At 50.3% G+C, this 15,310-nt stretch carries 13 protein-coding genes; 7 read left to right on the plus strand and 6 right to left on the minus strand.

Annotated elements, in window-relative coordinates; genetic code table 11:
* Positions 1 to 40 precede the first annotated feature (40 nt).
* Both LOZ80_RS27460 and LOZ80_RS27465 read right to left on the minus strand, forming a co-directional pair.
* Positions 41 to 1,708 (minus strand): ATP-binding cassette domain-containing protein, encoded by a 1,668-nt coding sequence (locus LOZ80_RS27460; protein WP_238167641.1) that lies wholly within the window; start codon positions 1,706 to 1,708, stop codon positions 41 to 43.
* Positions 1,699 to 2,541 (minus strand): energy-coupling factor ABC transporter ATP-binding protein, encoded by an 843-nt coding sequence (locus tag LOZ80_RS27465; RefSeq protein ID WP_238167642.1) that lies wholly within the window; start codon positions 2,539 to 2,541, stop codon positions 1,699 to 1,701. Before LOZ80_RS27465 ends, LOZ80_RS27460 begins: the two co-directional genes overlap by 10 nt.
* A 124-nt stretch (positions 2,542 to 2,665) precedes the next feature.
* Between LOZ80_RS27465 and LOZ80_RS27470 the strand changes: the two genes are divergently transcribed.
* From LOZ80_RS27470 to LOZ80_RS27480, 3 genes are all read left to right on the plus strand, one after another.
* On the plus strand, positions 2,666 to 3,283 hold the full coding sequence (locus LOZ80_RS27470) for a biotin transporter BioY (RefSeq protein ID WP_238167643.1): 618 nt from the start codon (positions 2,666 to 2,668) through the stop codon (positions 3,281 to 3,283).
* A gap of 211 nt (positions 3,284 to 3,494) precedes the next feature.
* A complete protein-coding gene (locus LOZ80_RS27475; protein WP_238167644.1) occupies positions 3,495 to 4,961 on the plus strand; it encodes an S-layer homology domain-containing protein in 1,467 nt (488 codons plus the stop codon).
* A gap of 136 nt (positions 4,962 to 5,097) precedes the next feature.
* A complete protein-coding gene (locus LOZ80_RS27480; RefSeq protein WP_238167645.1) occupies positions 5,098 to 6,330 on the plus strand; it encodes a YncE family protein in 1,233 nt (410 codons plus the stop codon).
* Between the two features lie 218 nt (positions 6,331 to 6,548).
* On the opposite strand, the gene LOZ80_RS27485 is transcribed toward LOZ80_RS27480, so the two are convergent.
* Positions 6,549 to 7,244, minus strand: coding sequence for a response regulator transcription factor (locus LOZ80_RS27485; protein WP_238167646.1), 696 nt, complete (start codon positions 7,242 to 7,244; stop codon positions 6,549 to 6,551).
* Positions 7,241 to 9,463: a sensor histidine kinase gene (locus LOZ80_RS27490; RefSeq protein ID WP_238167647.1), complete on the minus strand. Its 2,223-nt coding sequence runs from the start codon at positions 9,461 to 9,463 to the stop codon at positions 7,241 to 7,243. Before LOZ80_RS27490 ends, LOZ80_RS27485 begins: the two co-directional genes overlap by 4 nt.
* Before the next feature lie 376 nt (positions 9,464 to 9,839).
* Between LOZ80_RS27490 and LOZ80_RS27495 the strand changes: the two genes are divergently transcribed.
* The 3 genes from LOZ80_RS27495 (at position 9,840) to LOZ80_RS27505 (ending at position 13,009) form a co-directional block, all read left to right on the plus strand.
* A complete protein-coding gene (locus LOZ80_RS27495; RefSeq protein ID WP_238167648.1) occupies positions 9,840 to 10,646 on the plus strand; it encodes a hypothetical protein in 807 nt (268 codons plus the stop codon).
* Between the two features lie 96 nt (positions 10,647 to 10,742).
* Positions 10,743 to 11,438, plus strand: coding sequence for a response regulator transcription factor (locus LOZ80_RS27500; protein WP_238167649.1), 696 nt, complete (start codon positions 10,743 to 10,745; stop codon positions 11,436 to 11,438).
* The gene (locus tag LOZ80_RS27505) at positions 11,435 to 13,009 is read left to right on the plus strand and encodes a sensor histidine kinase (RefSeq protein ID WP_238167650.1); all 1,575 of its coding nucleotides are present in this window, start codon (positions 11,435 to 11,437) and stop codon (positions 13,007 to 13,009) included. The genes LOZ80_RS27500 and LOZ80_RS27505 overlap by 4 nt, the downstream gene beginning before the upstream one ends.
* Positions 13,010 to 13,056: 47 nt before the next feature.
* On the opposite strand, the gene LOZ80_RS27510 is transcribed toward LOZ80_RS27505, so the two are convergent.
* A complete protein-coding gene (locus LOZ80_RS27510) occupies positions 13,057 to 13,668 on the minus strand; it encodes a CBO0543 family protein (RefSeq protein ID WP_238167651.1) in 612 nt (203 codons plus the stop codon).
* A 136-nt stretch (positions 13,669 to 13,804) separates the two neighbouring features.
* Here LOZ80_RS27510 and LOZ80_RS39590 point away from each other — a divergent pair, with 136 nt between their 5' ends.
* Positions 13,805 to 14,296 carry a CBO0543 family protein gene (locus tag LOZ80_RS39590; protein WP_443147085.1) on the plus strand — a complete coding sequence of 164 codons (492 nt, stop codon included), beginning with the start codon at positions 13,805 to 13,807 and terminating at the stop codon, positions 14,294 to 14,296.
* Between the two features lie 7 nt (positions 14,297 to 14,303).
* On the opposite strand, the gene LOZ80_RS27515 is transcribed toward LOZ80_RS39590, so the two are convergent.
* Positions 14,304 to 15,296: an ABC transporter substrate-binding protein gene (locus LOZ80_RS27515; protein WP_238167652.1), complete on the minus strand. Its 993-nt coding sequence runs from the start codon at positions 15,294 to 15,296 to the stop codon at positions 14,304 to 14,306.
* Positions 15,297 to 15,310 lie beyond the last annotated feature (14 nt).

Raw genomic sequence — 15,310 nt, forward strand, 5'->3', positions numbered from 1 at the left:
GTATATACTTTAAGCAGCCACTTGCACCACCTGGAAAACCTTAACGAATAACAAGTAAAAGTGCAAAACCAACAACCCCCGCAGCCACGATATAACTATCCCGGTTCTGCCACTTTAAAGTACTTTTTTTCAACAGCAGCTGCCTGCCGTCGATTTTCTTCATTTCCATGGCGACAGTCAGCTGCTCGGCTTTGTGGAACATGGCAAGCAGCAGAGGAACGACAAGCGCAGGGATATCCCGTGAGCGGACAGCTCCCGGACGAATGGCTGCCTTGCCTCTTGCTCGGACAATCGCTGAAAACCGCGTCCACTCCCGTAATATCATCGGAATGAACCGAAACATCATGGAGACGGCAAGCGAAAATGATTCAACGGGCAGCTTCACTTTCCGCAGATATTTCAAAGCCCAATTCAGTCCAGCTACCAATTGTCCGTAGGGTGTTGTCACGGCGAGCCAATAGCCATCCATGAGAATAAGAAACAGTCGCGTCACCGTGAATGCCGTGCTCCAACCGCGTTCCAGCGAGTAGCCCAGCCGGAACGATCCCTCCGGCGACGTCCAGTTCATGCCGGCAAGCCAGATCGAGAGGACCATGAAGATAAGGAATGGCACCGCGATCTTCCAACTGCTGCGCAGCACGCTGCGCGGCAGGCCGAGGCTCGCGAGGCCAAGCAGCAGCGCGGAAGCCGCGAGGCCGCTCCATGTCATCTGCTGCATCGTCCCGATGACGAGCAGCAGGTAGAGCAGCCACTTCGCGCGCGGATCGACCCGCAGCCACGCGGCCTGCGGGGGCGGCGCTGCCGCGCTCGCTTCGCGCGCGGGCGGAGCATCCGGCGCTGCCGCTTGCGGCGCCGGAACTTCAGCGCTGCGGCGTTCGCGCAGCGCCTCGAGCATCGCCGGCGCCGCAAGCTCCGGCGTGAGCAGGTCCGGCGCGATGGCGATGCCATAGCGCGCCATCGCAAGCGCGGCCTCCACGCAGCTCGGGAGGCCAACCCCGGCGCGCGCCAGCAGCTCCGGCGCGCGGCACAGCGCTTCAGGCGTGCCGTCGAAGACGAGCGCGCCGCGGTCTAGCACAAGGACACGGTCTGCCAGCGGCAGGAACGTGTCCAGATCATGCGTGGCGATGACGAAGCCGCCACGCTCCCGCTCGCGAATAAGGCGCAGCAATTCGCGAACGGCCGCCGCCTCGAGGCCGGCGGTTGGCTCATCCATGAGGAGCCAATCCGGCGCCGTGGCGAAGGTGGTAGCCAGCGCAAGCCGGCGCTGCTCTCCGCCGCTAAGCGCGAAAGGCGAGCGCTCCATGGCAAAAATGCCACGTGGATCGTGCTCTTCACACGCCTCCCGAATGCGCCTGTCAGATTCGCTAGCCACCAATTTATACGGTCTGAGCGAGTAGGCAAACTCTTGCCTTATACTCCGGGCAAACAATTGCTGCTCAGGGAACTGAAACGTCAAGCCAAGACGCAGAAGATGCGCTTGATTCACTTTCCTTTTGTCCCACAGCGGCTGTTGGTCAATGGCTATTGATCCGCTGTGCGGCTCTAGAATCCCTGCCAAGACTTGCAGAAAGGTCGACTTTCCCGAACCTGTATGACCTATTAACAGCGTTACGGAACCATCCGACAGCTCGAGACTAAGCTCTTTTAATAAGTGGCGGTTGGGATCATCCGGGGCTTGTACCCCTATACGGTTCAGAGTTAAAGGCACGGAGCAGCCACCGCCTCTGCCAGTTCGTCCATATTCAACGGAAGCAACCCCAATTTACACCCCATCTGCAATAGACTAATAGCCGTCTTAACAGCAAAAGGCGCATCAAGTCCCAACGCCGTACAGGGTGTCATAACAGCGAGTTCAGCCTCATTGTCACCATAAAAAAAGGCTCTTGGCTCGCCATCATACGTAATTCGTCCTTCACCAAAACCAATTACACGCGTGGCGTCCGCGACCTCTTCCAAGCGATGCGTGATCCAGACAATCGTGGTTCCCTGCTGATAGGCCGCTCTGACTGCTTGACGCACTTCTTTGCGGGCTGCAGGGTCCAGCATGGCCGTCGGTTCATCCAAAACAAGCATTTCCGGTTGAACGGACAGCGCTGCCGCCAAATTCACCAGCTGCTTTTGGCCACCCGATAATGTATTCAACGTTCGATCTACAGGGAGAGATAGTCCAACCGAGGACAAGATTTCCTTATACTGCGCTTCACGCTCTTCTTCATCCGTGCTTATCTCAGTGGCTATGTAGTCAAGTTCTTCCCGAATGGTGTCCCCAATAAATTGCGCGTCAGGGATTTGCAGCACACCGCGGGTAGCGACGGCAGCGCTCTTGGGAACCTTCATTTCCCCCTCAGAAAGTGGGCATAAACCTAACAAAACACTGGCTAATGTACTTTTGCCGCTGCCATTAGGCCCTATAACGACAATCCATTCTCCCTTATGAATATCTAAGGAAACCTCTGACCATACGCGTCTTCCTTCTCCCATTTCCGTTCGATATACGACCGAAGCCTGTCGCAGGGATGTTAAAATCTCACTTTTTGACATATGTAAAATGTTCCTTTCACTTTCATAAAAGATGTGCTATTATCTGATTGTTGATTGTCAACTGATGTTGGATTATCGAGTTAACAATACCCTAACCATAACAGAAACAGGAGCGATGAACAATATGAAACTCACACTGCGCGGCGTTGTTTTCAGTGCACTTTTTGCAGCTTTTCTTGTTTTATTCAGTTTTGCCCAAATCAGATTGCCAGTCTCCCCTGTCCCCATTACCTTGCAAACACTAGCCGTTATGCTGGCTGGCGGTTTACTTGGCGCGCGTTACGGATTCCTGAGCATGGCCCTCGTTGTAGTCCTTACTGCCGTAGGGTTTCCGATGCTGCACGGGAATGGAGGGATAGGCATTGTTCTTGGACCTACAGGCGGTTTCATTATGATTTGGCCCTTTTCCGCTATGCTGATTGGCCTCATTCTTCCGCGCATTCGCATGGCTAACAGAACATTGAATTTCGTTGCAACCTTTCTCGTTCTTGAAGTATTCGGCTCCTTGTTTCTTTACCTAGCCGGGGTACCTTGGTTGATGTACAAAGTACCTACGTATACATTCGCTACCGCAATGGTTCAAGGCTGCTACCCTTTCCTGCTAGGCGATGCCATCAAAGCTGTGGTTGCAACGCTCATTATAGCACCTGTTCGCCAAGTATTCCCGCCCCAAAGACTGACTGGTTCCTCTTCACACCATGTTGTTCAAACCCATAAGAAGCCAGATGTTTTCGTTAATTAAATCCGCTTATCCCAAGTGGCCTTGCAGCCGTAAAAGATTGGAGTATCCCTCGAATCTTTGGCAGCTGCAAGGCCATTTTTACGTTTTTGTAATGTGCAGCTCCGCATTTTTATTCGATTGTAATGCTCTGTCCTGTAAGCTAGTTCTTGTAGACGACAGCACGAAGCAAACAACAACGCAAACAAAAAAATAATATTGAGGAGTGTTATATATGAAAAACAACAAAAAGGTTATCGCCGCTTTAACCATTACAGCAACGGTAGGTCTATCCGCAATTCTTCCTTTTAATGCATTAGCCGCTAATCCCTTCACAGATGCAGCAAGCAAAGCTCAAATTCAGACTGCTATCGAACAGTTAGCGCAGCAGCAAGTGGTTTCCGGATACGAGGATCACGCCTTCAAACCTGACCAAGCTGTTACGCGTGCTGAGATCGCCAAAATGGTCGCACTGGCACTGCACGTGAAAGTAGATTCAGCTGCTTCTAATAACTTTCAAGATGTAGCCAAAGGGGATTGGTACTACGACTACGCGGTTGCTCTAACATCTGTTATGGGGAAAAACGGGCAATTCCAAGGCAGCCAAACGATGGCTTCCTCTGAACTGATCGACCTTCTCACAGCTGTTTTAAAAGTTGACAAAACAGCCGTTGCACAACTGCCTAGCGCAGCAGCTTTGGCAAATGCCCAAATTACCCGTGGACAAGCGGCTTTACTTATCTTTGAAGCGCAGCAATTGGCTCCTATTCAAGTAACAAAGCTGCAAGTTCTGAACGCTATCACGCTGCAAGTTACTTTCTCTGCCCCAATTCCTGCTGCTGAATTAGAGCTGGATGTAGCGTCCAAAAACTTCGTCTTTGATAATGGCTTAGCGATCAGCAATGTTCCACGGTTAAAAACAGGCTCCAAATCGACCTACATCGTGCCCGTTCCGACCCAAAAAGCTGGGACAACTTATTCGTTAACTTATAAGGGTCAGCCTGCCGGCACATTCACTGCAAGCACAGAGAAAATCGCCTTGAAATCGACTGCACAGGTGGCAAATGATCTATTTGAAGTCGAATCCTTCTTGACAGATGGTGTTGCTGATTACGGCTATGTCATTGCTGCTTACAGCAAATCCCGTCCTGGCGCATTCAGCGTGGATGAAACGAATAGCTCCAACGGGAAAACCTATCAAATTCTGTCCTCCATGCGGAATCGCCAAGTGCAAATCACTCCTGAGGGCGGCACACCGATGACAGCGAGCTACCTGCCTTTCACACAAGCGACAGATGGACGACAAGCGCCTAAGTTTATTCTTCCTAACGGTGAAAAGTTCCAACCAGGCGTTAAATATACGGTTGCTGCTGATTGGGCTACACTAGCTAATCCAACATTTACAGCCAAGGAGATCGCGCCGCTTACAATCCAATCCGCTGCCGCGGTGGATAAGAAGACGATTGCTGTGACACTTTCGCAGGATCCAAAAGATGAGATTTTCGTATCACGCCGTGTTACGCTGACTGCAGCAGATGGTACTGTTCTGACAGCAGAATACACGTTAACTTCGCGCAAAGGTGCTGTAGGCACTTTCGCCTTGCTGAATAATGCCGAACTTGTTCCGGGTACAGCCTACACAGTTGCACCTGTAGGTGCTTGGTCTACGGCATCCGGCGTAAATGTAACTTTAGCGAAATAACCATTAGATGCTGCGAACTGCTGCATAGATTAAATACAGAAAGGAATCTCACTTCCACGGAACATGGGAAATTGGGGTTCCTTTTTCAACTTGTTTAACAGCTCCATAACTCCATACATCCCGAGGTGAAGATAAGATGATAATTTCTAATAAAATCCGAACTTGGTTAACTGCGATAACCCTGCTGCTTCTGTTGACAGGCTGCACTGCTCCATCAGCGCTGCAACCTCAGTCTGAGTCTGCAACGACATCAGTGCCTTCAGGAATTCGTGCACCAATTGCCAGTGCTAGTCCGGCAACTTCTCCACCAATCACCAGCTCAAACCCAGCAACACTTCCATCAATCACCAGATCAAACCCAGCAAGTCCTGCGCCATCTGTCACTTCCGCTTCAACTATCTTGATGGTGACTCACTCCAAAAGTGACTATATGTCATTCCTAGATCCAGCTACAGGCAGCTTCGAGAAGCTGACCGTCGGCAAAGCTCCTTTTGCCATTGCTGAGGGACCTCAGCATCGCGCTTATGTCTCTACTGCCGAAGGTGTAGCTGTAGTGGACACGCTGCAGCGCAAACGCTTGGCGCTGGTTCCGTATCAATCCGATGTCGGGAAACCGCAGTTCGGCGAATACCGTCCAGGAGGCATGGGCATTGCGGCATCGCCTGACGGCAAGTACGTCTATGTCGGTGTTAATCTGCCCGGCCGCAGCCAAAGCCAATTAGAAATTCTGGATACCGGCAAGCTTGCCATGATTGGCAGTGTTGCGGTAGGCATTCGGCCTTTCGATGTAGTGACTAGTTTGGACGGTCGCGAAGTATACAGCATTGATCACGATTCCTACTCCGTGACCGCCGTTGACCCAGCTGCTCGCAAGGCTCGCACCCTGGAAGCCGCCCCCTTTGGCCGTGGCGGCTTCGAGAAGCCTCATTATGCGGCAGTTCGCGCGGACGGACGGTTGCTCTTGCCTTACCAAGGCCGCGGCCTCGTCGTCCTAGACCCAGCTAGCGGCAACTATGAGACGCAGCCGCTCACGGGCAATACGCATCAGGAAGGCGTTGCCCTGACTGCTGACGGCAAGCAGTTGCTCATCGTCGGCATCGGGGCTGCCGGGAGCGCAACCGGCAAACCCAATCTGACGGTGCTTGACGTGAACACCCACGCGGAGAAGATCCTCCCGCTGGAGCGGATGCACCAAATGGTCACGAGCAGCGCGGACGGCCGCTATGCCTTCCTGACCGGCGGCGTCACTTATGCGGATACCGGCTGGAATGGCATGTCGGTCGTGGATTTGCAGTCCGGCGCAGTCCGTGACTTCGCGCTGCCGGACTATCCTTTGGATGTCCAGCTTTTGAGCGGCAGCCGTTCATAAGCCGGCTCCCTTGTATACAAATTTAAAAGCCCCTAAAGACTTCTATCCGCGGCAAAAGCAATGTTTTTAGCGCAATAGGAGCCTTTCGGGACTTCTATTTGTTCCTAAATCGCGAATGACATACGCATCCCACGAAATAAGAGTCCCTGGAGTCTCCTATATGCGCGAAAAGTAACAACTTTAGCGCAATAAGAGCCTCCAGGGACTTCTATTTGTTCCTATTCCTGCTTCGCCATATACCCAACGCCCGGGTAGGTGACGATCAGTTCTTGCCCTTCGGTCAAGCTTTTGAGCTTCTGCCGAATCCGCGCGATCGTGACGCGCAGATACTCGACTTCGTCGCGGTATTCGCTGCCCCAAACTTCGCTGAGCAGCTGCTCATGCGTCATAACTTTGCCTGCATGCTGCAAGAGCAAAGCGAACAGATTATACTCGGTTTCCGTAAACTTAACCTCCGCATCCGCTACCCAAATGCGTCGCTGCGCCAAATTGGCTGTCACGGGTCCAAGCGTGATTTCGCTTGTTGTGACAGGCGCGGCCATGCGGCCATCCATCCGGCGAAGCACAGCATTCACACGGGCGAACAGCTCATCAAGCGAGAAAGGCTTCGTCAAGTAATCGTCGGCCCCTTGATTCAGCCCTTGCACTTTGTCCGTCGCGTTGCTCCGCGCGGTTAACATGATAACGGGTACGCCTGAGTAAGTGCGCAATCTTTTCAACACTTCGAAGCCATCCATGCCCGGCATCATTAGATCCAGTAAAATCAAATCCGGATCAAACCCTTCCACCTTATCCAAAGCTTCAGCGCCGCTCTGGCAGGTCAGCGTTTCGAAATCCAGCGATTTGAGATTCGCCGCTACGAAACGAAGAATTTTCGGTTCATCATCTACGATCATAATCTTCTTCTTGTTCATATCAGCTCTTCTTCCCCTCTGAACCGCGGTATAGCCAAAATAAATGTGCTTCCTTCGCCCGGCTTGCTCCTCACGTGAATCTCTCCGCCATGCGCTTCCATGATGCCTTGGCAGATGGCAAGACCAAGTCCCGTCCCGCCAGTTTGGCGGCTGGAGGAGACATCTACCCGGTAGAATCTATCGAACAACTTATCCACATGCTCAGCAGCAATGCCGATTCCGTTATCTTGCACTTCCAAATGAACAAACCGTTCATCCGCCCAAGCGCTAATTTGAATAACAGGATGCTGTTCATTATACCTAACCGCATTCGTGAACAAGTTCACGAGTACCTGCTCCAGGCGCAGCTTATCCGCATAAACCAGCGGAAGATCCCCAGCCAGCCTGACGTCGAATTGCGTATGCGCTTCGCTCGCTTGCTGCGGCAGCCTTCTCATTGCGCTTTCCACCATAACTTCCACTCGCAGCGCCTGCGGATTGATGCGCATAGCCCCGGATTCAATCTTGGAGATATCAAGCCAATCATCAATGAGATCCTGAATTCGCCCGATATCCTCATGAATCCCTTCCAGCAGCTCCTGCTTGAAGCTTTCTTCCCACTGCGCATCGACACGCAAAAGCGTTTCGACGCCGCCTCTAATGCTTGTAATTGGCGTTTTGAACTCATGGGACGCCAACGAGATCAGATCATTTTTGAGCGCATCAATTTCGTGCTCCTTGGTCATATCCCGCCACACGTAGCCGCGGCCAAAAACCCGACCATCCCTCGCCACTTGGAAGGCCGATACGATCATGAACCGCTCTTTGCCATGCTCCGTCTGCACGGTAAAAGCCTCCTGCACACTGGGTTCAGCGGTCAGCTTGTGAAGTTCCTCTTGCCGTTCGGACAGCAGAACGGCAATTCGTTCAAACAGCGTATTCTCATGCATCATCGTCAGCTCAGGCATCGGAATCGCAAAAATCTCAGCCATCCGATGATTCGCGTAGACCACACTTTGATTCATATCGATCAAAACGATCGCATCGGACATACTTTCGAGCACCGCATTCAGTGTCGCATGCTCGTCCTGAAGTCGCTGGGTGCGTTCCTCAACACGTTCCTCCAGTTCACTATTAAGCTGCAGCAAAGCCCCTTGATTCTCTTTGATTTGCTCGGCCATTCGAAAAAAATGTTCGGCAAGCAGCTGTAATTCAAGAGGAGCCCCGCGCGGAACTACTTTATTATCCAGCTCAACAAAGCTTCCTCCGGCCAAACGCTGCGTATACCCAACCAACGCATGAATGGTGCCATTTAGCCGTCTAGCCAAATAGCTTCCGAGCAGCACGGTCAAGATCAGGGTAATGACGAGCAGCAGCATTGTTATGCTGAGTGATTCGGTGAAAGCAGCATTCACGGCAGCATTAGACTTGCTGACCCAGACAATCCAATCGATTTCAGGAATGACTTTATAGGTGATCAGTTCTTTTTGTGCGGATGTGCTTAACGTATATTTGCCTTCGCCCTGTTTATGAAGGAAGGCGTCCACGACAACCGGTTCTTTGGATAAATCAGCCAAGGTATCCGTCAATTTCGCGTTCGGATGGTAAATGGGCTTGCCTGCGTGATCCAACACGACTGGATAAGCCTCTTTGCCGTAATCGTATTTCGTAACCAGAGCCTTTAGTGGAGCAAGGTCGAGGACGGCCAGCACGAAGCCATCTGTTTGTTTGTTCCCTTTGTAAATCGGCACGGCAATAGCAACTGACGGCAGATTAGCTCCCTCGGGACCTTGAAAAAGCGAGGAAACGATCGTCTTTTGCATCGCTTGCACCCGCTTGGTGTAATCCCGGTCTTGCACGTTGACACCTATTAAAGTGTTATTGGCCGTTGTGTGCGTGGCCTTGATGCTGCCATTGGAATCAACGACATAAATGCCTGTGAAGCCTTCCAGGTTCTCCCGCAAGGATTGCAGCTTCAGCGTAAGACTCTCGCGCGTTCGGAATGCCGCATCCGATGCAGTAATCGTCGCCGCCAAAGTTTCTACCGCATTCCGGTGGTAGTACATATAATCTTGCACTGCATCCCCGAGCCGGTAGGTGGTCATTTGCTGATTCCTATTGGACTCTTGGGTGATATACGTAATTTGTGAAACTTGGAAGCTGCCAAGGATTAAGATTGGGATCATCGCCATAATTGCAAAAGTCAGCGTTAAATGGGATCGCATGGAATAGTGCTTCAAAATGTACCTCCACTCTGCGCAACTACATAAGATGTAGATGCCTGCTAAGCTCTATTTTACCATTAGCAAAAATGTAATGAAAATGAAATATGATTTTCATCTTCTTTTAATGAACCAGGGCTATAATAAGTCTCAACCCCCCTTTAAAATATAAATACTTAGACCCGCGGCCCGTTGCTGTGGGTCTCTTTTTTTGCCGACCACTGTAATAAAAAGAAGAACCTGCCTCATCCATTAGGATGATAGCATGGTTTTCGGGCTATGCTCACACAATTTCCCACAATGTTAAGATAGGACGTCCATAATGTTTCGGTAAAGTGAAGAAGTAAGGGAAACACATTCCCCAAATTACATAAACCGAGAGGAGTTTTCAAACATGAAAACACAATTTAAACGTTACACAAGTCGAGTAAGTCTTCTAGCAGTGGTAGCAACTATGGCCTTCGGAGCTATCAGCGCTTCTGCCGCTGAAACCAATTCCGACAACAAGAATGTTACAACCTCGATCCAAGCTACTCAAACCGTAGCGGCGACTGGTGCTTTCCAACTTCGAAGCAGCGCACCTAGCTTATTATTCCAACCTGCTCACCAAAGAAATTACTTGAAACTTCTTGCCAGCACCTACTCGCCTGAATCATTGAAAGAGTGGAAACAAGCTCTGGAAGATCGTAAACAAGCCGAGAGCGAAATGCCGCAAATGGCTGCTTTCAAAAGTGTATCTATCAAGGATAAAGACGGCGGGGCTGTACCTTCCAATGCAGAGACGGTAACCATTGATGGAGCTTCAATAACGAACATGGATACCGCTTTTGTAACAGGCATCGCAGTTCCAGCTGTACCTGCAACTAAGGTTGGCGAACTGCCAGAAGGCGAGCCTACGCCAGGCAAAAAGATCTTCATGGAAAGACTTAGCGAAGATGGCGCTGTTCTCCAAGATACCGTCCAAGCTCTTCCACTTGAGGGTGTGGTAACTGGTGATATAATGAAAGGTGAGCTTCCGGAATCATTCAAACGTCAGCAAAAATTAGCTGATGCCGTTGAAGCCGACGACACAGCAACTATCAAAAGCTTGCTCCCTGAACTGTTGAAAGACTACAAAGCAGAAACAGAAAACATCCGTTCCTTGGCGAAAAAGCTGAAAGAAGCTGCTGATAAAGCCAAAGAAAACGCCACAAATAAATAAAGCAAACTCTTATTCATACATGCAGTGGAACCGCACGCAAAAATGGCGAGCGGCTCCACTTTTTTCCCATCGCAGATCATAAAAGGAGATTACGTCATGTATCACATCTATTTAGTGGAAGACGAGGAACATTTAAGAGGTCTGTTAGCCGCTTATTTGGAAAAAGAGGGGTGGCAAGTGCGTTCGTTCGCAGACGGAACTTCGGCAAGATCCGCCATCGCCGAGCGGCCGGACTTGTGGGTCCTCGATATTATGCTTCCCGGCGTAGACGGCTATCAACTCATGCGGGAAATCAAAGCCGACCAGCCAACTCAGCCGGTCATCTTCATATCCGCGCGTGATGCCGACATCGACCGTATCATTGGTCTAGAGCTAGGCAGTGACGACTATTTGGCCAAGCCTTTTCTCCCGCGGGAACTTGTTATCCGTACACGAAAACTGTTGGAGCGCGTGTATAGCGGTCATCATGCAGGGGCTCTGCCCGCTTCTCAGGAGCGCCGTTCCAAGCTGAATATAGCCTCCTATCTCATCGATGAGCAAGCGCGGACCGTAACAGATGAGCAGGGCGCCAAGTTGGAGTTGACCTCCAAGGAGTTCGAGCTGCTGCTGTATCTTGTCAACCATCACGGCCAAGTCCTGGAACGTGAACAAGTACTCACTGCGGTATGGGGAATGGATTACTTCGGAACAGATCGCGTCGTGGATGATTTGGTGCGCAGGCTTCGCCGCAAACTGCCGGATCTGCGTTTAGAAACCGTATATGGGTACGGATACAGGATGGTGAAAGCATGAAAATCAACATCGCTCAGTGGCCGCTCGCCCTTAAACTGTGGGGAGCCTTCGCAGCTTTAGCCTTACTAATTTTCACAATGCTTGCCCTGCTGCTGCCTTGGACGTTAAAAGGCTTTTTCACAGAGCAGCTTTATGATATTCTGCTGGATACACAAAGCGGACTCCAAGTAGAGACCGCCACATTAACGGCAACACCGACCTATGCGCTTCCAGCTCTGCCCCAATCTGTTCTGAGCAAGCCTTTAAACACGGAATGGGCGTTGACTGAAGCGCAGCGAACTATGCTTGTACCCAAAGTCGAAGTCGGCCAAGTGACGACAGCAGTCGGCGTTCCTGCGGATTCCACCCTGGCGACACGGATCATGGCGCCGTTAACAGGCACCTGGGGCGGGCCGTCCATCCGCCATTTCATGATCAGCAGCACAGACTTGCAACAGGCGGTCAGTTCATCTGCCGTGGCAGGCGAACCCTTCATGCAAGCCGTGGAGAAAGATGCGCTTGCTCAAACCATGCCCGTAGAGAGATACACACGCAGCATTGATAACAAAAGCATTTTCTATGTCATTCGCAAAGAGCTGCTGCAAGGACAGCCGAACTTCGTCGTCTCCTATGCCTGGGGAAATTATCGCAACGATCTGGTCATGACCATGTTCGGCAGGTTGATCCTGCTGATGGTCGGCCTTATCGTCATCAGCTGGCTCCCCTGCTTATTGCTGGCTCGCTACTTCACGCGCCCGCTCATTCAAATGGAACAACATGTGGGACGCATGGCTGAGCGCGATTGGCATGAACCGATCGAAACCGGCCGCAAGGACGAAATCGGTCGCTTAGCGAAAGCGATTGAAGCGATGCGCCAGCGCTTGGTGCGGCAGGATCATGCCCAGCAGTTCTTCCTTCAGCATACTTCCCATGAGCTGAAAACGCCGGTCATGGTCATTCGCAGCTATGCGCAATCGATTCAAGATGGCGTCTTCCCCAAGGGAACCCTAAGCGACAGTGTTGGCGTGATCATGAAAGAAGGCGAACGGCTCGAGAAGCGTATTCGCGACTTGTTGCTGCTTAATAAATTGAACTATGTTACGGCGCGGGATAAACCATTTCAAGCTTTTGAAATTCATAAAGTGATCGAGGATGTTGTCGACCGCTTGCGGTATCGCAGACCAGAAATCGAATGGGAAATGCAGCTTGCTCCTTCTACCCAGTTGGTTGGAGATCAAGAACAATGGAAAATCGCTTTGGAAAACATGCTCGACAACCAGCTTCGCTATGCGAAGAGCCGTATTCACGTTACCGTTAAATCGCAGGAACAGCCCGTCAAAGGAAACCTCCTGCTCTCTGAACTTAGAATGAGCAATGACGGTCCGCTTCTGGATTCAGCCATTGCAGACAGCATGTTCGAGCCCTTCCGCTCCGGCGGAGACGGCCAGTTCGGCCTTGGCCTGGCCATTGTGAAACAAATTATGGATCACCATGGCATGTCCATTCGGGCAGAGAATGATCGGGATGGCGTTTCGTTCTATATCGCTCCGCTGAACCCGCACCACACGGCCAACGTTCAGAATGCATCTTAAACAAACGTGCTGCCTCCGCTGTTACGAAGCGGAGGCAGCACGTTTGTTTACTTCGATACTCTTCCCAGATAAAACCCGCCCAAGAAGATCGTCACAATCAAAATAAAGTGCAGTAAAAACCAACCCAGTTTACCATATTGCAGCCATGTATGGTTGATCGGCCTGCGGCTCTCTGCGGGTACGATCATTCCCCCGACCCACTCAAAAACAAGCAAATAAATCCACCACCAGGTATAAGAATCCCACACATCCCAGAATTTCGCGTATTGAATGAGATTCGTCTCCTGCACAGCCCACGATTCCGCAAGCATGCCCACATGGACCATAACCCAATACACCGGAATCTTCCAAATCCATAACGCAGGACTAAACCTCACACCAAGCAAGACATAAAAGGAAAAAACGGTAACAACCGTAGATATCGGTATGGATGTTAGCTTTGGAAACAACCGCATCGGGAAGGTATACAGTCCTATTTTCACAAATATATAACACAGAACTAAACTTACCAGAGCACTCAGAAGAAATAGCGCACTGTATCTCTTCCAGTTATTTCGCATAATCAACAATGCGCCAATAAGTGTAACTATGGTCAACGTGATCTGTATGATCGTTTCCTTGTTAGATAGGCTTAGCATCCTGAAGATCATCACTTTCATAAGAAGATACTACAGTGTCGCCAATTTTTGCCATTTTTATCCGAAAGTAGAATAGACTCCAAGGAATAATTTCCATTTATTTGGAAAAATTAATAAACGTAGATCTATTCTAAGGAGGCACGTTATTATTCATATCATCGTTTCCTTTTGGGTATTAGCGGCAGCCTGGCGTTGGGGGGATTGGAAAGATTTCAAGGCATATTACCCCACCATGCTGTATATTTCGTGCTTAAAACTTCTCTATGAGCTCTTCTCGCACGAGGTTCATTATGAGTGGCATTTGGAGCCTGATTTCTTCTTAAACTACACGGGGACAATAATGCTCCATACTTTTTTCATCTATCCTTTGAGTGCGTTTATTTTCCTGTCAACCTTCCCGAAACTTGCCAACATATCCAAATGTGTTCATATTCTGAAATGGACCCTTATTTATTTCATCGTTGAAGCCCTTGCTTACAAAACAGGTCGAATTACGTATCATGACAGTTGGAGCCTTTGGTGGTCACTTGTCTTTGACCTTAATATGTTTTTAATGCTTCGCTTGCACTATACGCACTTTATTTGGTCAATTCCACTTAGCTGCTTGTGTACCTTTTTTTATTTACTTTACTTTGGCTATCTACTCTAAAACAGTCTTATTTCACCAGTGCTGCAAGCACATCATCGATCTTTTTGCTGTCCGCAATTGGGCCGCTTTTCATCCACGTTTCGAAGTTAACCGGATAGACATGACCTTGTTTGACAGCAGGTAGACTCTGCCACAACGGGTTGGCCAACAATTCCTTCGTTTTGTCCTCAGCCCCCGTATCCGTCGTGATGAAAATATGATCAGCATCCAGCTGCGGGATTACTTCCAGGGAGATCGGCACGACTTTGCCATTCTTGTCCAAAATTAAATCCCTCACAAGTTTAGACGGTGTAAGCCCGAGATCCTGATAGACGACAGGACCGGCATAACCAGGACCGCCGTAGAGACGAATTTCTTTGGTATGAACACGGATAATCGCCACGGTCTGATTGCCTATCTTCTGCTTGATAGCAGCGCCAGTCTGCTGCGCCTTCTGGTCGTACTTGGCAATGACGTCCTTCGCTTTATCCGACTTGCCAAACAAATCTCCCAATATGCGAATGGTTGCTCTCCAATCTGCTCGCGCATCTTTGAATGCATACATCGGAGCTACTTTGGAGAATTGTCCATACCTCTTCTCATCATAAACATTTTCCAGAATGAGGTCGGGTGCCGCTTCCAAAACAGCCTCTACGCTGCCATTGACATCGATAGCAGGGACGGATAAACCCAAATAATCTTGTCCGCTCCACGTTCCAATCTTAGATTGCTTGAATGGCTGAATACCTAGCGACAGCAGCTCGTCCTCCAGATAAATGCCCAGAATCTTCTTGGGATCAGCAGGAATCCTCACCTCATGACCGATTTCATCCTTGACCGTCTTCTCTTGTGCCGCCGGCTTGGGGGATGCCGTCTCCTTAATCCCACTGCTCGGACTAGCGGTTCCCGCACTCGCGGTACTTCCAGCAGCCAGATCCGATTTCTGCGACCCACACCCTGCAACTATTGAACCTAATAGGACGGCCAATGCGCCAACCATACATAAACGAGACATCTTCATGTCCATAACTCACT

Origin of the sequence: Paenibacillus sp. HWE-109 (assembly GCF_022163125.1) — a bacterium.
GTDB lineage: Bacteria > Bacillota > Bacilli > Paenibacillales > NBRC-103111 > Paenibacillus_E.